The organism is Rhodococcus sp. IC4_135 (genome assembly GCF_011602025.1).
GTDB lineage: Bacteria > Actinomycetota > Actinomycetes > Mycobacteriales > Mycobacteriaceae > Rhodococcus_F > Rhodococcus_F baikonurensis.
In genome coordinates this window covers 16,563-35,987 of the sequence record NZ_JAAOLG010000033.1, presented here as the reverse complement: position 1 = coordinate 35,987, position 19,425 = coordinate 16,563, and the positions used below count along the sequence as shown (strand labels likewise).

The following is a 19,425-nucleotide window of genomic DNA, read 5'->3' as shown; positions in this document are numbered from 1 at the left end:
TTCGTCTAGGCCTCCCAGGGAGCAGGGATGGGGTAGTAGCTCTCCAGGAACTCCGTGATCTTGCGCGTGCGAAGTTCCAGATCGATCTCCGGAGCGCTGCCGTCGTTGAGGCAGAAGAAGTCCATGGAGCGCTTGGCGAGCAGCGAATCCATGTCGCGCAAACCGGCCTTGACCGTCGTGTCGACGTATTTGACGGCTGCGGACTTCTGCACCACCGACCGCCCACTCATCAGTGTGTAGTAGTGATACAGCGAATTGGTCACCGAGATATTGGAACTCGCGCGGAAGGTGCTTGCTGCAGTTGCCGCGAAGTCTTCGGCGAACTCGCGTTCCATCTCGGCCATCACACTCTTGCGCAGTGGCGTCGCTGCGTGCTCCAGATGCCTGGTGGTCATCAGACCGAAGCGGTCCTGCAGCAGTCGGCGGTTGACGCGGGCGGCATTCTCGAACCCGCTGCGGTCGTTGTCGTTGTGGCCCAAACCGATTCTGGTGTCGGCCTCGATGAACATGCTGATCCCACCGGGGGAGAAGAACATGTCCGGGCCGACGGGGCGACCGAAGAACATGTCGTCATTGGAGTAGAGGAAGTGTTCTGCCAGACCCGGAATATGGTGCAGCTGGCACTCGACAGCTTGAGAATTATGGGTGGGCAAGACACTTGGATCGGCGAAGAACTCTTCGCTGGGCATGAACGTGACTCGCGGATCGTCGGCAAGCCAGTCCGGACGATCGGAATCGGTTGCGACGAAGATCCGCCGGATCCACGGCGCGTACATGTGGATGGACCGTAGCGCGTACTTGAGCTCGTCGATCTGACGGAAACGTGCCTCGGATTCGTCCCCCTCGCCGACGATGTAGTTCTGCATCCGCTTGGCGCGCTGAGCCTGAAACTCTTTGGAAGAGCCGTCGACCCAGGAAAAGACAAGGTCGATATCGAAGCTGATATCGGAGGCATGATCGGCGAACATGTTCTCGATAGTCGGCCAGATCCGGCCGAATCGCTCGACGGTTCCTCGGACAGCTTCTTCGGGGAGGACGGTTCGTCGTGTCAGTGAGTTCTCGACGGGTAGGACGATTTCTTCGTCGGAAATCGACCACAATTCGATTTGAACGCCGATGTTCGCGCCGTAGTTCATCCCGCTTGCGACGTGAACCCTCGGACGGAACAAGCGGAAGATCCGTGACTTGTTGGTTTTCGACAGGGCACCGTCCGCGACCAGGAGCGCTGGGCTCTTCTTCGCGTCGACGGTTTTGGAATAGAAGGGTGCGTTGGCGCATCCCTCGACAAGTGCCTGCCGCAGGTTCTTGCGTTCGGTCCAGCTGACCGCGATGACCGGGCGCTCGTCGTTCCCGCGCACGAGTAGATACTCGATTCCTGCGGCGTCGAGGATGTCGCGGATGAAGAGCAGATCTTCGACCATCGCTTCGAGCGGCGTGGTGGTCGTGATCGCGAGGGCAAAACGATTCTTGAATCGGACAGTCTCGGGTAGTTCACCCATCCGTGCGCGTGACGCGGCCGACGCCGGTTCCACGGGATTGGGGCTGTCCTGCTCCGGGGGTACGAAGTAGATGTCGTGCGGAGCGGGAGATTCTGTAATGGGATGCCTTCCGATTCTGATCCAGCTGTGTATCTGTCGCCCCCGACGCTGCGAGAGCGTGGTGGCGACGAGCTCAGTCTATGCCGTCGGCGCCGAAAGTCGGACATGAGTGACGGGGATGGGTAGCGCGGGGCGAGTCGGGTACCCCGAGGACCGAAACGAGAGTGAAGGAGGAGTTCCCATGCGTGTGAAAGCGATGGTCGGAACGGGGGCGATGGCGGTTGCGCTGGCCGCCGGCCCAGTTGCGACAGCGTCTGCGGAGCGAATCGAGGCAGCGGGGTCGGAGGGTTCACCGGAGATGCTGACCTGCGAGGTGTTCTTCGATGCACTCGAAGACATGAGCCCGGAATGGACGGAAGAGGGGATCGATCAGGTCGAAGACTGGTGTGAAGCGATCACCGGCGAAGAAGACTGAGCGTCAGCCGCGCGAGATCACTCGTCGCGACAGTCGCCACCGCCCGTCTTCGAGTTCGAACTCGTCGGCGTAACTCCCGACGCCACTGAGCTTGGGAATTGTGGTCGTGTCGACGTAGAACGTCCAGACCGCATCCGCGCGCGCTGTAGTTTCCGAGGTCACGTCCACGGCGATCGCCGTGGTGACGTGGCGTGTGGACGTGCCCGGGCCTTGTATCCCGGCCGCCCGGCGCTCGCGTACTCCAGCAGCAATTTCTTCACGGCCACGTCGTACCTGTGCGGAGATACTGCGATCGGGATTAGCGGGCATGTTCCATTCGGCCTCGCGGGTGAACTGCTCCACGTAAGCCTCGACCGAGCCGGTATCGGCAAGATGCGCGATCCGAGCGAGCGTTGAACGAATCTGTTCGGCAGGGCCCTCGGGTTGCATGCTGTCCTCCGTAGACGTGGGTGCGGCAGGTCGCACGCTACAGCTCATGAGACAACGACGACGGCCTCGTCCCAGTGAGCGGCAATATTCTCCGACGAGGGAGCGGCGAACTTTGAGATCACCTCGAGTTCAACCGTATTCGAGGCCGCAGCGTCAATGATTGAGTGTTCACAGTAGGCAGCGCCATGACGACTGCCGTGCCCGCAGGCTTGACCGACTCACAGGAGATCGCCATGTCCGTCACCGAACTCGAACGCGTTATCCAGACCCCGGAGCAGATCTACGCTGCCGGCGGAATCACCGTCCACAAAGTGGGCGAGCTGATCGGCGCCCGTATCGACGGCGTCCATCTCTCCGGGGACTTGTCCGAAGAGACCGCCTACGCGATCAACTATGCGCTGGCAGCGCACAAGGTTGTGTTCTTCCAAGGGCAGCAGCATCTCGACGACACGTCGCAGTACGAATTCGCCGGAACCCTCGGCACGCAGACCACCCCGCACCCGACGGTGAAGTCCAGGGGCGACAAGCTGTTGGTGCTCGACCGCGCCGCCAACAGTTGGCATACGGACGTGACGTTCGTCGACCGCATCCCGAAAGCCTCGATTCTGCGAGCGACGACCATTCCCGAGTACGGCGGAGCGACCACGTGGGCGTCCACCACCGCTGCATACGACCAACTGCCGCCTTCACTGAAAGTCTTCGTCGAGAATCTGCGGGCCGTTCACACCAATGCCTACGACTACGCCGAGGTCGCCAACCAGGCGAACCCGGTAGACCCGGAGCGCCTGGCCTACTACGCCGAGTTCACCCGAGAAATCTACGAGACCGAACACCCGGTGGTGCGGATCCACCCGGCGACGGGGGAGAAGACCCTCCTGCTCGGTCACTTCTTCAAGGAGTTCGTCGGGCTCAAGCCGTCCGAGTCGGTCGCTCTCTACCAGATCCTCCAGGCACGAATCATCAAGTTGGAAAACACTGTTCGATGGAACTGGACGGCCGGCGACCTGGCGATCTGGGACAACCAGGCGACTCAGCACTACGGGATCGCCGACTACGGGACTCAGGCCCGCAGTGTGCACCGAGTGACATTGGCCGGCGACGTCCCCGTCGACGTCCACGGCGAGCAGAGTCGAATCCTCCAGGGCGATGCCGCGGAGTATTCGATCATCGCGGACATCGATCGGCTTCCTGGCTTCGCCGCGAACTGATCAGTCGTGCTGCGGGTGATCCGGCGGGAACATCTGTCCCCATGAGTGACTGCACGCTCGGCACGTCCATTCGGGGGTGTCCGGTCCCACGACGCAGCCTGTTCCGGCGAGCCACGGTAGGTGATCGAACGGATGGACCGGCATCCCCGGGGCACACTGAGCGGTTCTGTGTGCACCGCACTGCGGGCACAGTGGATTCTTCGACAGCATGTAGTCGATGAAGTTGGTGTGCCCGGAAGTGGCCATCCTTCCGGTGCATTTGCGGCACAGGGCGGCTGGGTAGTCGTCCCCAGGTTCGGCCTGCCTGAAGATCCGTGATGCGGAATGAAAGTGAAGGCGATCGCCGCTGTTGAACTTTCGCAACGGCATCGGTGCGCTGCAACCTGTGCAGTTTCCCCGCTCGCGCATCAACGTTCGGGCGTGGGCAGCCGTGGACGTCGGATCCAGTGTGTCGATGTCGCCGAAGTAGGGCACTTCGTATGACTGGACGGCCGCGAGAATCCGGTCGGCCAGTGCGTCGTCGACCGGCCCTGGATCCGTGGGAAATGTGATGGACCATCGTTGTTCGAGTTCGGGAACGACGGGTAAAGAGCGGAGCGCGCTCACTTCTTCGTCGACTTCCATCCGCGACGTGCCGTCGAACGGCGCAGCCACGGTCTCGATGCAGAGCACCGTGCGAGGAGTGGTGTCGAGAACAGTGACCACCAGGTCACCGATGGCCATCTTTCCGTGCATGATCCAGGGATCCACACGTGCTCTGGGTTCGAGAAACGCGACTACGGCATCGATCCAAGGCGTGCCGAGTGCGATGAATACGTGTTGACCGGGGCTCCGCGTGATCATCGGACGATTCTCGCAAGGGCTGCCGACAACGTCAGGCTTTGACCACCTTGCGCCCCAGCAGCGATGCAACCAATCCGTCGACGAAGGTCGCCTGACGGCCGAGAGGATCCGAGTCCGCCGCTGCGACGCTTCCGATCGACATCGATCTCGTCAGGCCGGTCTCGCTGATGAATTCGGCGGCCAGGTGCGCTTCTCGGAATGTGAGGCCGCCCAGATGCGTCGTGTCGTCGACGCCGAGAACACGCCCGTCGATGATGTCCATGTCGAAGTGGACGTGGACACCGTTCACACCCTGGCCCGCCGCGGCGAGGACACGAGGCATCAAGGCCGCCATGCCATGACGATCGATCTCGTCGATCGTCACCAGCAACACCCCGTACTCGTCGAGTGCGCGCTTGTGATCGACCGTGGCGTTCTTGACCCCCACCAAGACGGTGTTCTCCAAACTGGGGCCGTGCAGATCCGCCGCGGACGACAGCAATTGCTCGATATCGCCGTGGGAGGCGAAAATGATTGCACCCAAATCGGTTCCGGGTTCGGTGGCGATCGGAATTCTGGTGTTCTGCCAGGCCTCGGAAGTGAGCCACAGCGGCAACGTCGTCAGATCCGCGGCAGCGTTCTCGGCTTGGATGCAGTTGAATCCGATTCCGGACATGTCTTCGCGTAGACCGTGATCGAGGAGATGGCGTGCCAGCCCGGTAGTTTCGAGGTCGATCAATTCGACTGTTGCATTGGCGTCGATCGGTTCGGTGCCCAGGACATAACGCTTTTCGACGTAGGGCGACGTCATCGCCATCAAGAGCGCGCCGTAATCGATCGTGAAGTCGACCGTGCCACCCAGTCGGTATTCGTCACCTGTTTCTCCGGCGTCGACGAGGAGGTGATCGCTGCTGGCACTGATCACCTTCAGACGCGGATCGATCGGGGTCAAGCCTTCCGGCGAGATGTCTTCGCGGCCGATGGACAAGATCAGGCGTCGGCTCGGCTTGTCCTCGTTGTCGAAGACGGGGCGTCGGCCGAATGCATCTTCGCCTGAGACTCCATACGGCCGCGACGGCTTGACCTTCGCCTCGATGATGTCCGCGGTGAGAGTGAAGGCATCGTTGTTCAGCAGTTCGTACAGTCCTGGGGGAGTAGGTGATTCGGCCAGTACGATGCTGGCGCCCAAACGCAGATGGTTGATCCCCTCGGGCATCGTGCCCGTCTCGAGTAGTGGCAGTGAGAACGTATTGCCGCCGGAAACGATCGGCAGTTCGATCGAGAACCGCTTCGTGATTTCGTCGGCTAGGTAGACCAGATTCGACAGGTTGTCGACGGTCGGTTGGATGCCACCGACGCACGCGAGGTTCGCGCCGATTCCGATCAGTCTGATGCCCTCGATGGGAAGGATTTCAGCGACTACGTCCAACGCCTCCGCCGGCAGGATTCCTTCGCGGAGATCTCCGAGGTCGATCATCAGCACGATGTCGTGGACGACTCCTCGCGCCCGCGCTGCTCTGCCCAGAGCAGCAATCGTCGTCAACTCGGAGTTGAGGCTGATGTCCGCGTAGCGGATCGTGTCGTCGATCTCGTTCAGCGACGGTGCGCGGATCAGCATCAGGGGAACGGTGATGCCGTCGCGGCGAATGCGGGCCAGGTTGTCCAGGCGGGAGTCGGCGATCTGCGTGACGCCGCCGCGGACCATTGCTCGTGCCACTTTGGGGGAGCCGCACGTAGATTTGCTGACACCGGCCACCGATATACCGTGAGCGCTGGACGCCTCGACGAGGACGCGCGCATTCTGTTCGATACGACGCAGGTCGACGGTGATGGTCGGTCCGGTCATGATCTCCCCGTTTTCTCCGAAGGCGGTTCACGATCCGGGCATTCCAGACCGGACGGTTGGCGTGAGCTGGACAACTTTGCTCCAACTGTTGTGTCGCAGGACACTTACGTGCAGTATGAGGATACAACAGTTTCCTACCAGGCACTCTAGAGGAGCGTCGATGGCTACTCTCGTCAAACACGTACTTCGGCGCAAGCCGGCTTTGCAGATAGACCAGGAGACCGGCGCAGATACCAACGGCGGTGAGCTGACCCGCAGTATCGGTTTGGCGCAGTTGTCCATGTTCGGCATCGGCGCCACGATCGGCACCGGTATTTTCTTCGTCCTCTCGCAGGCGGTCCCGGTTGCGGGTCCGGCAGTGATCATCTCCTTCGTTGTTGCCGGTGTCGTCGCGGGACTCACAGCGATTTGTTACGCGGAGCTGGCCGGAGCTGTCCCGGCGTCGGGCTCGTCGTATTCCTACGCTTACGCGACGCTCGGAGAGCTTCCAGCCATGGCCGTCGGAGCGTGTCTGCTTCTCGAGTACGGAGTCTCGGCCGCGGCGGTGTCCGTCGGATGGTCGCAGTATTTGAACCAGCTATTGGGCAACCTCTTCGGGTTCCAGATTCCCGACGCGTTGTCACAAGCGCCGGAGCAGGGCGGCATCATCAATCTGCCCGCAGTGATCCTGGTGTGCCTGTGCGGTGTTCTGCTCATCCGCGGCGCCAGCGAATCAGCCAAGGCCAACGCCATCATGGTCTCGATCAAACTCGCAATTCTGCTGCTCTTCATCGTGGTCGGCATCGCCGGATGGAACAGCAATCACTTCGCCGACTTCGCACCGTTCGGATTCAGTGGCGTCATGTCCGCCGCCGGAATCATCTTCTTCTCGTACATCGGCCTCGACGCAGTGTCCACCGCCGGCGAAGAAGTGAAGAACCCTCGTCGCAATCTCCCTCTCGCGATCCTCATTGCGCTCGTGTCCGTCACCGCGATCTACATCGCCGTTGTCGCCGTGGCGATCGGTGCACAGGATTCCGCATCGTTCGAAGGTCAGGAAGCCGGACTGTCCGCCATCCTCGAACAGGTGACCGGATCTACCTGGCCGGGAACACTTCTGGCCGCCGGAGCGGTGATCTCCATCTGCAGCGTCACACTCGTGGTCATCTACGGTCAGACCCGCATCCTGTTCGCGATGTCACGCGACGGCATGATTCCGTCGATCTTCCACAAGGTGAACCCGCGGACTCTGACGCCGGTGCCCAACACCATCATCGTCTGCGTCGTCATCAGCATTCTGGCCGGTTTCATTCCCATCAACTTCCTCGCCGAAATGACCAGCATCGGAACCCTGGTGGCCTTCCTCGTGGTCTCGATCGGGGTCATCATCCTGCGGCGCAGTGACCCGGACCTGCCGCGCAGCTTCAAAGTTCCCGGCTATCCGGTGACGCCGATCCTCTCGATCCTGGGCTGCCTGTGGATCATCAAGGACCTCCGAACCGTCACGATCTACGTGTTCCTCATCTGGGTGACCGTCGCGATCATCTGGTACTTCGCCTACGGTATGAAGCACTCGCGCCTCGGTGCGAAGAACCGCGCCGAACTGGGATCGGAGTCCGAGTCATGACGCTGCTTGCGGGATACGCACCCGACGGTGACAGTTCCGGAACCGTCCATCTGGCAACGCTGTTGGCACGCTCGTCCGGTGAACCGTTGGTGATCTGCGCGGTGATTCCCTCGCCGCCACCGCCCGGGATGGCGCGTGTCGACGCCGAATACCACCAGCAATTGCGAGCCGAAGCCGAAGCGGCACTGGCGAAAGCGCGGGCAGACATGCCCTCCGACGTCGACGTGACCTATGTCGTGCATGAGGCTCAGTCGACGTCGAGTGGCCTGCTCGATCTCGTTCACGAGCACGAAGCCAAGATGATCGTCCTGGACTCGTCCACGGCCGGGGTGTTCGGCCACGTGGCTCTCGGCAGCGTCACCTCCCGCTTGCTGCACAGCTCCGACGTCCCGGTCGCGCTGGCGCCGAGGGGATTTCGAACCAAGCCCGGTGAGGTGGTTCGCCGCGTCACCGCCGCGTACTCGGGCACACCCGATCAGGACGACCTGGTGCTCGCCGCCGCGACCGTGGCTGCGCGTGTCGATGCCGGACTCAGATTGGCGGCGTTTGCAGTTCGTGCGAACGCGCAGTACACGACCACGCTCGGGACAGAGGGGGACTCACCGGTCATCTCCGAGTGGGCCGAGGTGGTCGAGCGCGAGACCAACGCTGCCTTCGAGAGAGTGCGTGCACTGCCCGAAATACCTGACGTCATGGAATCGGTTATCAGCCATGGCCGTAACTGGGCCGAGGCGCTCGAGGGCGTCGAGTGGGATCGAGGTGACGTTCTGACGGTCGGCTCGAGCAAGGCAGGTCCACTGGCCCGGGTGTTCCTCGGCAGTCGGGCAGCGAAGATCGTGCGGTACTCGCCGGTTCCGGTGGTGGTGGTCCCGCGATCCGCGTCGACCCGAATAGTCGATCAGGCCGAAGCGGAATAAAAATCAGGGCCGACGAGCGGAGTGCTTGTCGGCCCTGATCTTTCAGACGGAGCGAGCGAAGAGCGCGGGCTCGGAGCCGGGAACCTGAGAGACCTGCTCTCGGGCAACCAGATGGCGAAGGTGAGCTGCGCCCTCGGACAACGCCATCGTCTTTCCCATCGGGGAGATCTCGGCCCACGGCTTGTACCACTTCATCTTTGCCGCGACGTCCCACACCGTGAGCTTGTCGTCGGCGAACTCCTGCAGCAGGTGATCGAGTCGTTCCTGGTGATGCTCGATCAGCTCGCCGGCGCGACCTCCGACGTCGTCGATCGGAATGCCGTGAGCGCCGAGACCGCGGGTGATGTTCATGTTCTGCACCCGTGCGAGCGAATCGAGGAAATCGGCGAGGGCGTCACGCTCGTCGAGTGGGTACACGAAGTTGCCGACGTGTGGGGTTGTCTTCTGCAGGACGTGGTCGCCGGTGAACATGACGTCGGCGTCGTCGAGGTAGAAGCAGACGTGGCCAGGCGTGTGGCCGGGGGTGTAGACAACGCGGAGGCCGCGGCCGGTCAGCGCGATGATCTCGTCGTCCGCGAGAAGGCGGTCGGGAGCGGACTCGGGGCCCACGGGAGACTCACCCGCGGCAGTCAACCGGAAGGCATCGCGGTCGGCTTTGGGGGCTCCAGCGCGTTCCATGTTCTCGAGCTGGTAGGCCATCCACTCGTCGTCGCGTGCAGTCGACATCTGATCGAACAGGTAGTGGTCGTCCTCGTGCATCGCGATCCAGGCGCCGGATGCCTCGCGGACCCGCCCGCACAGTCCGGTGTGGTCCGGATGGAAGTGCGTGACTACGACCCCCTCGATGTCGGTCACCGAATGCCCTATCTCGGCGAGCCCCGCGTTTAGGCCCTGCCAGCCGTTGTCGTCGCCCCAACCAGCGTCGACCAAGATCAGTCCGCCGGGGGATTCCATGGCGTAGACGAGCGTGTGGCCGAGCGGGTTGTCCGTGATCGGGACAGGAATCTGGAATATGCCATCACCGATGGCTGTCGCACCGTTCATATCAAGTACCTCTTAACGATAAGGGAACGCACTCTTAGTACTTCATGTTTACCGTGCGCTCGTTTGGTCGGTGACACAGGTCCTGCCTGGCGGGAGTTCGGCATGTTTTCGGTCGACTTCGGATCGGTGAGAGTTTTATCGACCGACTGGTCTCGTTGAGTCGAAAGATGTTGCTGATTAGTAGATTTCGCACGTTGGTTGCATTGGGAGCGTCGGTCGGTTGGCGGATCCGTCGAGGAACCGCGCACTAGCCTCCGAGGGACAGGCGCGCTGTGCGGTTATCGAGAAAGACGGGTCATGCGTTTTCAGGTTCTGGACATCGTTTTCAACCCACCCCATCCAGTGACCGGCGAGGAAGTTGCCCCGTCCGATCGGCTCAACCGCGTCGTCGAACTGGCAGTTCTGGCCGAAGAGTTGGGTATCGATTCGTTCTCGGTGGGCGAGCGCCACGCCGGGCCGGTTCTTTCGTCGGCGCCAACCGTCGTTTTGGGGGCAATTGCGCAGGCCACAGACAGAATCCTGCTCTCGACGGGTGTCACCGTTCTGTCGCTACTCGACCCGATTCGAGTCGCCGAAGATTTCGGAACCATCGATCAGCTCAGCCGGGGACGCCTCGAGATCGTGATCGGCAAGGGCAACGAGGTTCTTCAATACCCGCTCCTCGGGTTGGATATCGCCAAGCAGTACGAATACCTCACCGAGAACTACGAACTCCTCAAACTGCTGATCAGCGAGGAAAACGTCAAGTGGGTGGGGACCCACCGACCATCGCTCGAGGACGCGACGACGCTACCGCGTCCGTACGACGGTCCGTTCCGGATCTGGCACGGATCGGCTACCTCGTTCGAGGCCGTCGAACTCGCGGCGAAGTGGGGCGATCCCATCGTTACCGCCAATGCTTTCCAGCCCCGTGAGAACTACAAAGTGCTCATCGACCACTACCGCGAGCAGTACCTGGCGTACGGGCACGACCCGTCCAAGGCGTATGTCGGTTCGGGTTCGGGCGGATTGTTCCTCGCCGACACGACCGAGCAGGCCATCGAAGAGTTCCGTCCGATCTACGAAGGCGCCGTTGCGCAGGCCGACAAACGCAAGCACGATCCCAAAGCCGTCGGAAAGTCGACGAGCTTCCGGACCATCGAAGAGGCCGTCGACCGCGGGCCGGCGTTGGTCGGGTCTTCGGAGCGAGTCGCCGAGAAGATCCTCGATTACCACCAGAGCTTCGGCCACGATTTCCAGTCGGTGTCGGTCAATCACGTGCTCGACTTCGAGCAGCAAAAGGACACGTTGCGCCGTTTTGCCGAAGAAGTGATTCCCCTCGTGAAAGCGGAAGTGTCGACCAACCTGTGGAGCCTCGGCGACGAGGATCGGGCGAAGGGTTTCACCGCCGTCGACTGAGCGGAGAAGCCTGACTGTCGGGTAAGCAGGTCCGGCGCTGCGACTGCTCACAAGCTGCAGTAACTTGTTACCGACATCGCGGTCGGTTTTGACCGCAATGAAGGTATCCGTGAGTGGGAGTAGTGCGTTGACGTTGGGTGTGAACTCGCTTCCCGCGAACGAGCTGAGTCAGACGCTGTGGGTCGATCTGTTTCCTTGGTTGGACGACTACGTATCCGATCGTGCTGCGCTGCTCGAGCCGCTGGCCCCGTCGCCTGATTGGTGGTTCAGCGAAGCACCGTCGTTCACTGTTCTCGAGGTCGATCTCGAGAAGGTTCTCTCCGAGTTGGCGTCCCTCTACATCGCTCACCACGCAGCAGCGGTATTACACGAGAGCTTTCCGCTCCTTGGTGAAGATCTCCCGCTGGAGGTGTTGAGTCTCGATACTCGCGCAGTGACGGCGTTGTCACGGCTCACCACCGACAAAGCAATCGGCGGTCTACTGACGCACACGACCGCTGAGATCTTCGGCGTGCGCGGAACTAGCGAACAGACGGTGCACGACATAGTGCTCAACCTGTTGGTCTGTGCGGTCATGACGACTCCGCTCGCCCGCGTCGAGGCCGCTGAGGAAGCAGTTGCCCCACCCGCGATCACAGCGCTGCTCGACGATCTCGCTCAGCTGGCAATGTGGCGACGGGTCCGAGGCCAGGACAGCAGACCACTCGTCACCGTCGAGATCGACGATGAATCTCCGGCCTCGATTCAGGAAGTTGCCGCCCGGATCTCGGCTCTGACGCCGAACGACTTGCCCGACACCGACCGTACTGACGCGATGGACGAGATCGACAATCTCTTCTCGCAGCTGGATGAGCGGGAGTCGTTGGTGTTGCGTGAGCGGATCGTGGCGCGAGTTCCGCAGCGCAGGGGAGCGATCGGAGCCAAGCTCGGAGTGGGCTCGGGGCGAGTCGGGCAGATCGAGGCCGACGTGAAAGCCAAACTCAATGCGGCGTGCGGATTCGGGACGGCGGTGGGGAACCTGCTTGCCAGCCTGCGTGTCGAGATTCAGCCCGTAGCTTCGCTTGATCGCCTCCTCGACGTGCATCCGAGCATCGCGGCGGAGGTGCCTGGTTACGGAGTTCCGCTGTGGTTGGTTCTGGACCGCCTCGACGACTACTTCGAGGTGACTGACGGTTGGGCTGCCGCTCCGGGCGTCGCGGCGGCCAAGAAACGCACTCAGACCTTGCTGGAAGACTTTGAGTCCCCCAACGGTGTGGTTGCGCTCGACGACGTCGCCGAAGTGGTGTCGATGTCACGCGGCGAACTGGAGAAGTGGCTTGCGTGGTGCGGGGTCGTCGTAGTGGCGGATTCTGCGCTGACGCGTGCGCGTCGGATCTCCGATCTGGCAGTCGGCGCGCTCGAAGCCGTCGGATCGCCGAAGTCCGTCGTCGAGCTAGTGGAGTTGCTGAAGTCCGATCGCAGTGACCGGTCGATCGAGCGCGCGCTCGAGGCCGACGATCGCGTGGCGCTCGACGGCGCAGTCTGGCGGCTGCACGCCTGGGGAAGCGCAGATTCCGTTGGGGAGGAATCGGTTTCTTCGGGAGAGGCTGAAGAAGCCAGTGAGTTCAACATTGGTGGTGACGGGATAGTCCGGCGCAAGCGGACACGCAACACTGCGAAGACGCCAGAGTTGACTCGCCGCCTGTACCGGTCAGGGAGTACGTGGCGGTATCGACTGACCGTGACCGCAGATCATCTGCGGGGCTCCGGGTTTGCAGTACCCGCCGGTGTTGCGGTCGCTGCCGGCTGTGTGCGCGGTGAGACCATCGAGTTGGAGAGCCACCTCGGCGTTCAAGCAGTTCGGTGGACCGGAGCGCAGCCGACGTTCGGCACTATCCGCCGATTCCTGCGTGAACTCTCCGCTGTCGAGGGCGAAGACGTGTTGCTCGAGCTGTGGCCAGACGGAACCTTCCGCGTGGTTCGACCGGCGATTGTCCACTCTGACATCGACCCACTACGTCAGGCACTCGCAGAGGTTGGCAATCGCGAGCCATTGCGAACTGCAGAGAGGCATGTGGTGCGGATCCTTGCCGAAGCCGTGTGTCTGGACGGCGAAGACCGTCCACGAAAGATACTGCGCGCGTACGAAGATCGTGGTGAGGACGTGATTCTGGACTTCTTGGAGGCGGCATGGAGGCGCGGCGAAGCATCCGAAATCGGCGAGGCAGAGGGTAAGGACGCATCCCATGACTGACGTCACGGACACCCGCATAGTGAGCACCAAGATTCTTGTGGCGGACGAGTCCCTCGCCGGCGCCATCGGCTTGCACCACACCATCGCGACAGCGCTCGCCGATCTGATCGACAACAGCCTCGACGCCGCGGCTTCGCACGTGCTGATCAGGTTCGTTCAGGACGGCACACGGATCGTGTCGATGATGGTGATCGACAACGGCTCCGGCATGGACAGTGACACCATCGATGCTGCGATGACCTACGGCCGTCGACGCGAGTATGCCGCCGAGGACCTGGGTCATTTCGGTGTAGGGATGAAGGCGGCGTCGTTGAGTCAGGCTCGGTTGCTCCGAGTGTGGTCTCGAAAGTCCGGGCACCCGACGCAGGGCCGCGAGATCGACTCGGCCTCAGTGCAGGGGCGTCAGTCAGTTTCGGTGATCGAGGACCGGCAAGCCGAAGAATTCTTCGACGCAGTCACGCCCCGCTTTCCCTTCGACACCGGAACTGTTGTCGAATGGCGCAGCATCACAACATTTCTCATGTCCGCGCACGCGGACGAGCAGACCAGCTGGCTCGAACAGACCATCAACGACGTGCGCAGTCACCTCGGCGTCGTATTTCACCGTCTCATCGAATCCGGCCGGATTGCTCTGACTGTCGATGTCTTCGACGTCGAAGCGGGACGCGCCGGCGCGCTGCGCACAGTCAGTGCCATCGACCCGTTCCGGTATCCGCGCACCGGTGACCCCAACTACCCTCGGACACTTACCGTGTCGATCGCCGGTGCCACAGTAACCACCGAAGCTCACGTGTGGCCCGCCCGGAGCAATGCACCGGAATTTCGCATCCACGGCGCCCCTGGCCGTGACCAGCAGGGGCTCTACTTCTATCGGCACGATCGACTCCTGCAGATCGGCGGCTGGAACGCGATAGTGCGGGGCCGACCGGACTACGGATTGGCACGAATTGCTGTCGATCTGAATGATTCTCTGCTGCAGCACATCACCATCAATCCCGAGAAATCGGGGGTGACGCTCGACGCCACTGCGTCGGCTGCCTTCGACGGGGCCGTCTTCACGGATGGCAACGGTGGATTCCGTTCGTATCTGACCGATGCCGAGCGCGTCGTGCGGGCAGCCCGAAGTTCTGCACCTCGGCCGATCAGCGTCATCGAGCCGGCATCCGGCTTTCCGGAAGACGTGCTCGATTCCTTCAGCGACGCCTTCGAATTCAGCGTCGGTGATGATCCTGTTGCGGTGGGTTGGCGAGCCTTGGCGCGTGATCAGTTCTTCGAAGTCGACCTCAAGACTCGAACTTTGTGGGTCAATGCGCGTTTTCGGCGTGATCTGCTCGGACGTCGCAGTCTCGACCCGGCTGACGCTCCGGTGCTCAAGACTCTTGTCTTCCTGTTGGTGAGTGAGATGTTCGAAGGAACGAGAATCGGCGCTCGTCAGAGGGAAAAGATGCAGGCGTGGCAGGAAGTGTTGATTTCCGCAGTGGCAGCGCACCGGGAGCAGGTAGTGCAGTGAGTGATGAAGTATTCCGTGCGGTTGCACGTGAACTCGGTGACGGGTTTCCGCCCGAGAATGTGCTCTACCCGGTCAACGCGCGCCTGCGAGCGAGCTATCCGGATGGCCTGACCATCGCGGACATCATCGATGTGTTCCTCGACGACAGTGCTGTCGGTGTACGAACGGCGCTCACCTCGCGTCTGCGGCAGTGGGATGCGGAAAGTGTTGAGACATGGGTGGGTTCGACTACCCCGCAGAGCCCGGAACGGCGGGCTCGGATCTACGACTTGTTGGGATTGCCGGTCGACGCCCACGCCGAGATGGATGCGCACTTCCCTCGCGAAGGTGGGCCGGTTGTCATTGCTGCTCAGCAGCCCTGGGACCCCTGGTACACCTCAGAGCGTCGTCGTGAGCATGACTTCTACTGGCGTGCTTACAAGCGAGTTCTAGCCGACAAGAACTGGGACGAAGCAACAATCGGAAAGCTGGACATCGCAACGACCGAGGTTGTGCATCGGCTCGCCGACCCAACCAGGCCGGAGCCGTATCAGTCCAAAGGTTTGGTGGTCGGCTACGTCCAGAGCGGGAAGACGGCGAATTTCAGTGGCGTCGTGGCCAAGGCGATCGACGCTGGGTACCGCTTGGTCATCGTTCTGACCGGCACGATCGAGATTCTCCGGAGCCAGACTCAGCGACGCCTCGACATGGAATTGGTCGGTCGTCAAAACATCAGTGCCGGTGTGGACGACGACTACGCCAACGACGAGGACTGGCGAAACGGGAACTTTCTCGAACACGAAATCGATCCGAACAAGACTAATGAAATCCCGGCTATCCGCCGGCTCACCACCTCGACCTTTGACTACAAGAGCCTGCTCGCGGGCCTGAGCGCACTGCACTTCGAAACAGTGGATCACTCCCTTCCTCTGAATGATCCGAAGAATCTGTACCCGAGCAATATTCGTATCGCGGTCGTGAAGAAGAACGTCTCCAGCCTCAAGAAGCTGGTGGCCGATCTGAAGAAAGTCCCGACCGAACTCGATCAGATCCCTGCCCTGATCATCGACGACGAAGCCGATCAGGCATCGGTGAACACAATTGATCCGAAGAAGATGAAAACCGAGCAGATCGAGCGGACGGCGATCAACGGACAGATCGCTGAGATCCTCGGTCTACTCAAGCGTGCCCAGTACATCGGTTACACCGCAACACCTTTTGCCAATGTGTTTGTCGATCCGGAAGACAGCGTCAACGTCTTTCCTTCGGACTTCATCGTCAGTCTCGAGCGGCCCGCCCCGTACATGGGTGGTGCGGACTTCCACGATCTCGACGATCTCGACGATCTCGACGATCTCGAAGACGACGACAAGACTCCGGCCAATTCGAACCAGAAAGCGTACGTACGGGATCTCCGGGCCGAGTGCGACGAGGATCGTTCTGCCGAACAATTGCGGGCTCTCGACTCGTTTGTCCTGACCGGGGCGATCAAGCTTTTCCGGGAATCGAAGGGCGTCAGGCCGTATCGGCACCACACGATGTTGGTGCACGAATCGGTGAAGCAGGCCGAGCACGACGCGGTGGCCAACGATTTCAAGGCCTTGTGGAAGTCGGCGGGGTACAGCCAGGCAAAGAGTCTCGCGAGGCTTGACAAGCTCTGGGCCGAGGACTTTGCAGTGGTGAGTGCGGCACGGGGCAGTGAACTGCCGAACCCTGAGTCGTTTGCCGAGTTGGAGGAGTTCATCGGCGCCGCCTACGACAAGATTTCCGAGGGCACCAGCCCTGTCATCGTGGTCAATGGTGCGGCGGAGAAGGACTACAAGCAGGATTCCCTCGACTTCCAGGAACGAGGAGTGTGGAAGATCCTTGTCGGCGGAACGAAGCTGAGTCGCGGCTTTACAGTCGAGGGCCTGACCATCACCTACTACACGCGTCGAACGGGCCAAGCTGACACATTGATGCAGATGGGACGATGGTTCGGATTCCGCCCCGGGTACCGAGACTTGGTGCGCCTGTTCATCGGCCGCACGGTTGGCGGACCCGCCGGCGCGGACTACGACATGTACAAGGCGTTCGAGGCGATCGTTCGGGACGAGCAGGAGTTCCGGAACGAGCTCACCAGATTCAGCGGCGTGAACGAGAAGGGCGAGCCGTGGGTCACTCCACGCGATGTGCCGCCGATGGTCTTTCAGCAGCTGCCGTGGCTCAGACCAACGGCTCGAAACAAGATGTTCAACGCCGATCTGGTTTATCGAGGCATGGGTGGTGAAAGTTTCAGCTTCACGATGCAGCCCCCGCGAGGCGACGGTTCGATCAACGCTCGGCACTTCGGGGCGGTTACACCATTGTTGAAGTCGTTGGACGAAACAGGGTCCTTCAATTTCGTTGACAAGGATGACGTTTCGCGATCGTTCACTGCGCGATACGGCATTGTCCCTGCCCATGTGGTGTTGGAGGCCGTCGACCAGTTCGAGTGGGCAAACGGGTGGGATTTCGGTCCCCACCGCGAAGCGCTCTCGACCGCAATCGAATCCGGATTGCTCGAAGACTTCGCAGTTCTGCTTCCGTACCCCAAGACCCGGGAGCCGATCGAGATCAAAGGTTGGCACGAGAAACTTCCGATCGTCAATCGCAAACGTCAGGAACGCGAGTACCGAACAGGTTTCACCGGTACGGCCGTTCGTGAGCGCGATGCGATCGAGCACATTGCGGGCACCCCGAAGAAGAACGGGGGACCGCTTGCGGGAGCTCTTCATCGGAAGACTCGCGGTGCGTTGATTCTGGTGTTTGCGAACGATCCGGCTCCTCGTCAGTTGAAACGGGCGCAGGCTGGTCCGGTGGACTCGCGCGATTTTGCGACGTTGTTCTCGTACGCGCTTCCACACGCAGCAGAGCCGTTGGGGCGAATCGGTTTTCGGGTGAGGCAGTCAGGGACAGGTGCGATCGTCGATGCGAACTAGGTGTGTTGTGGTGGGAGACAGGAATGGGTTCTGATGGCTAAGACGATTGCGACGATCAACCTCAAGGGCGGCGTCGGTAAGACGACGATCACCGCGGGGTTGGCCGAGTTCATGTCGCTCGAATTCGGTCAGCGCGTGCTGTTGATCGACCTCGATGCGCAGATCAATCTGACGACGATGATGATCAGTGAGGATCACTGGCTCGAACTCAACAAGCAGGGGCTGACCAGCGCAACCATTTTCCGTGACGCTGTCGATGGCACGTCGAACTTCGATCTCGAAGCTTCGATTCAGCGCGGAGTCTCGCCGGTCAAGCGAGTGACGGGTGTGGATCTGCTTCCCTCATCTCTCGATTTGATCGAGCTGCAGGAGGAGATCAGTGCCCTTCGGGTTGCTGATCGGAACTCCACCAAGCCGGTTGAATTGTTGAGGGATGCCGTCGCCCCGTTGATGCCGTACTACGACTACGTCCTGATCGATTGCCCGCCGAATCTCGGGCCGATCACACTCAACGGATTGGCAATGGCTGACGGCTACGTGATTCCCACGATCCCGGATGTGCTCTCCACGTACGGCATTCCGCAGATCCAGACGCACATCGCGAAGTTCGGCAAGGAAATCGGCCGTGAACTCTTCGAACTCGGGTTGGTGATCACCAAGTACAAGTCCAACTCGGCGGTGCACCGCACGACCGTGCGAAATCTTCGACGCGATCCCAACGTCCCTCACGTATTGCCGGAGTATCTCGCGGAGTCGAATCAGATTGCCGCGTCGGCGGAGTTTCACCCGTACAGCACTTTGAAGGTGAAGTACGGCAATGCAGGTCAGTTCGATCAGATGCGTGCAATTACGCAGAACATTCTCACGGAAGCGCAGGCGAAGCTATGAGTGCGGGTATCGATGAGGCGCGTCGTCGCGTGCAGGTGCAGGAGACCGGTGCCGCGCTCTTGAAGTTGGGTGCAACTAATGCCTCGGCCTCGGTGTTGCTGGCCAAGCTGGTTCAGGTCGTCGCGGAGGAAGCTGCCCGTACCCCGCGCTTCGCGAAGGCAATCGAAAGCGCTTTCGCAGTTCCGTCGGATGGATCCGCCGCTGTGGTACCTGCTTCTGCACCGGCACCGCGTCGTCGTGCTGCTGCCCCGAAGGTGAAACGGGAGCCGGGGGCTTTCGACCCGTTCGAGGTCTTCAAGGCGGAAGGGGAAGCGGTTCTGCTGGAGCGTCTTTCGACCCTCGATGCCGACGGGATCAAGGACATCATCGCGGAGCAGGAAATGGATACCCACAAGGAGACGGGTCGCAAACGCAAGGTGGATGTGCTTGCGGTTTGGACAGTGGAGAGGGTGAAGGCACTCACCTCGAAAGGGAATGCATTCCGGTAGGGGCTCCGCCACATGCGTCTTTTTGGTAGCGGGCGCCACCAGAAAGACGCACCGGTTCGCCGAACTACTTCATCGGTGGATAGC

15 protein-coding genes are annotated in these 19,425 nt (G+C 61.3%); 10 read left to right on the top strand and 5 right to left on the bottom strand.

Features of this window, described 5'->3' with window-relative positions; translation table 11 throughout:
• Positions 1–5 precede the first annotated feature (5 nt).
• The gene (locus G8767_RS30525) at positions 6–1,499 is read right to left on the bottom strand and encodes a stealth family protein (RefSeq protein ID WP_206029948.1); all 1,494 of its coding nucleotides are present in this window, start codon (positions 1,497–1,499) and stop codon (positions 6–8) included.
• Between the two features lie 280 nt (positions 1,500–1,779).
• Between G8767_RS30525 and G8767_RS30520 the strand changes: the two genes are divergently transcribed.
• Entirely contained in the window at positions 1,780–2,013 is a 234-nt protein-coding gene (locus G8767_RS30520) for a hypothetical protein (protein WP_166813613.1), read from the top strand.
• 3 nt (positions 2,014–2,016) lie between these two features.
• Here the strand turns inward: G8767_RS30520 and G8767_RS30515 are convergent, their stop codons facing one another.
• Complete coding sequence (locus G8767_RS30515; protein WP_166813611.1) at positions 2,017–2,442, bottom strand: nuclear transport factor 2 family protein; 426 nt, start codon at positions 2,440–2,442, stop codon at positions 2,017–2,019.
• A gap of 233 nt (positions 2,443–2,675) precedes the next feature.
• Here G8767_RS30515 and G8767_RS30510 point away from each other — a divergent pair, with 233 nt between their 5' ends.
• Positions 2,676–3,650, top strand: coding sequence for a TauD/TfdA family dioxygenase (locus G8767_RS30510; protein WP_166813623.1), 975 nt, complete (start codon positions 2,676–2,678; stop codon positions 3,648–3,650).
• Here the strand turns inward: G8767_RS30510 and G8767_RS30505 are convergent, their stop codons facing one another.
• Positions 3,651–4,493: a hypothetical protein gene (locus G8767_RS30505; RefSeq protein ID WP_166813609.1), complete on the bottom strand. Its 843-nt coding sequence runs from the start codon at positions 4,491–4,493 to the stop codon at positions 3,651–3,653.
• Positions 4,494–4,524: 31 nt separating this feature from the next.
• Positions 4,525–6,318: an alanine racemase gene (locus tag G8767_RS30500; protein ID WP_166813607.1), complete on the bottom strand. Its 1,794-nt coding sequence runs from the start codon at positions 6,316–6,318 to the stop codon at positions 4,525–4,527.
• 160 nt (positions 6,319–6,478) lie between these two features.
• Here G8767_RS30500 and G8767_RS30495 point away from each other — a divergent pair, with 160 nt between their 5' ends.
• Entirely contained in the window at positions 6,479–7,924 is a 1,446-nt protein-coding gene (locus tag G8767_RS30495; protein WP_003940657.1) for an amino acid permease, read from the top strand.
• A complete protein-coding gene (locus G8767_RS30490) occupies positions 7,921–8,841 on the top strand; it encodes a universal stress protein (protein WP_020908397.1) in 921 nt (306 codons plus the stop codon). The genes G8767_RS30495 and G8767_RS30490 overlap by 4 nt, the downstream gene beginning before the upstream one ends.
• 42 nt (positions 8,842–8,883) lie before the next feature.
• Here G8767_RS30490 and G8767_RS30485 read toward each other — a convergent pair whose 3' ends face one another.
• Positions 8,884–9,885 carry an MBL fold metallo-hydrolase gene (locus G8767_RS30485; protein WP_166813605.1) on the bottom strand — a complete coding sequence of 334 codons (1,002 nt, stop codon included), beginning with the start codon at positions 9,883–9,885 and terminating at the stop codon, positions 8,884–8,886.
• A 297-nt stretch (positions 9,886–10,182) separates the two neighbouring features.
• Here G8767_RS30485 and G8767_RS30480 point away from each other — a divergent pair, with 297 nt between their 5' ends.
• The 6 genes from G8767_RS30480 (at position 10,183) to G8767_RS30455 (ending at position 19,341) form a co-directional block, all read left to right on the top strand.
• Positions 10,183–11,283, top strand: coding sequence for an LLM class flavin-dependent oxidoreductase (locus tag G8767_RS30480; RefSeq protein ID WP_166813603.1), 1,101 nt, complete (start codon positions 10,183–10,185; stop codon positions 11,281–11,283).
• Positions 11,284–11,392: 109 nt separating this feature from the next.
• Positions 11,393–13,516, top strand: a complete 2,124-nt coding sequence (locus G8767_RS30475; protein ID WP_346843053.1) for a hypothetical protein — start codon at positions 11,393–11,395, stop codon at positions 13,514–13,516.
• The gene (locus G8767_RS30470; protein ID WP_166813599.1) at positions 13,509–15,026 is read left to right on the top strand and encodes an ATP-binding protein; all 1,518 of its coding nucleotides are present in this window, start codon (positions 13,509–13,511) and stop codon (positions 15,024–15,026) included. The genes G8767_RS30475 and G8767_RS30470 overlap by 8 nt, the downstream gene beginning before the upstream one ends.
• A complete protein-coding gene (locus G8767_RS30465; RefSeq protein ID WP_166813597.1) occupies positions 15,023–17,965 on the top strand; it encodes a Z1 domain-containing protein in 2,943 nt (980 codons plus the stop codon). The genes G8767_RS30470 and G8767_RS30465 overlap by 4 nt, the downstream gene beginning before the upstream one ends.
• A gap of 33 nt (positions 17,966–17,998) precedes the next feature.
• The gene (locus G8767_RS30460) at positions 17,999–18,853 is read left to right on the top strand and encodes a ParA family protein (protein WP_166813595.1); all 855 of its coding nucleotides are present in this window, start codon (positions 17,999–18,001) and stop codon (positions 18,851–18,853) included.
• A complete protein-coding gene (locus tag G8767_RS30455) occupies positions 18,850–19,341 on the top strand; it encodes a hypothetical protein (protein WP_166813593.1) in 492 nt (163 codons plus the stop codon). Before G8767_RS30460 ends, G8767_RS30455 begins: the two co-directional genes overlap by 4 nt.
• Positions 19,342–19,425: the final 84 nt, after the last annotated feature.

Coding starts and splice junctions, on each gene's coding strand:
- G8767_RS30525 (WP_206029948.1), bottom strand. CDS start 1,499: ATGGGTGAACTACCCGAGACTGTCCGATTCAAGAATCGTTTTGCCCTC.
- G8767_RS30520 (WP_166813613.1), top strand. CDS start 1,780: ATGCGTGTGAAAGCGATGGTCGGAACGGGGGCGATGGCGGTTGCGCTG.
- G8767_RS30515 (WP_166813611.1), bottom strand. CDS start 2,442: ATGCAACCCGAGGGCCCTGCCGAACAGATTCGTTCAACGCTCGCTCGG.
- G8767_RS30510 (WP_166813623.1), top strand. CDS start 2,676: ATGTCCGTCACCGAACTCGAACGCGTTATCCAGACCCCGGAGCAGATC.
- G8767_RS30505 (WP_166813609.1), bottom strand. CDS start 4,493: ATGATCACGCGGAGCCCCGGTCAACACGTATTCATCGCACTCGGCACG.
- G8767_RS30500 (WP_166813607.1), bottom strand. CDS start 6,318: ATGACCGGACCGACCATCACCGTCGACCTGCGTCGTATCGAACAGAAT.
- G8767_RS30495 (WP_003940657.1), top strand. CDS start 6,479: ATGGCTACTCTCGTCAAACACGTACTTCGGCGCAAGCCGGCTTTGCAG.
- G8767_RS30490 (WP_020908397.1), top strand. CDS start 7,921: ATGACGCTGCTTGCGGGATACGCACCCGACGGTGACAGTTCCGGAACC.
- G8767_RS30485 (WP_166813605.1), bottom strand. CDS start 9,885: ATGAACGGTGCGACAGCCATCGGTGATGGCATATTCCAGATTCCTGTC.
- G8767_RS30480 (WP_166813603.1), top strand. CDS start 10,183: ATGCGTTTTCAGGTTCTGGACATCGTTTTCAACCCACCCCATCCAGTG.
- G8767_RS30470 (WP_166813599.1), top strand. CDS start 13,509: ATGACTGACGTCACGGACACCCGCATAGTGAGCACCAAGATTCTTGTG.
- G8767_RS30460 (WP_166813595.1), top strand. CDS start 17,999: ATGGCTAAGACGATTGCGACGATCAACCTCAAGGGCGGCGTCGGTAAG.
- G8767_RS30455 (WP_166813593.1), top strand. CDS start 18,850: ATGAGTGCGGGTATCGATGAGGCGCGTCGTCGCGTGCAGGTGCAGGAG.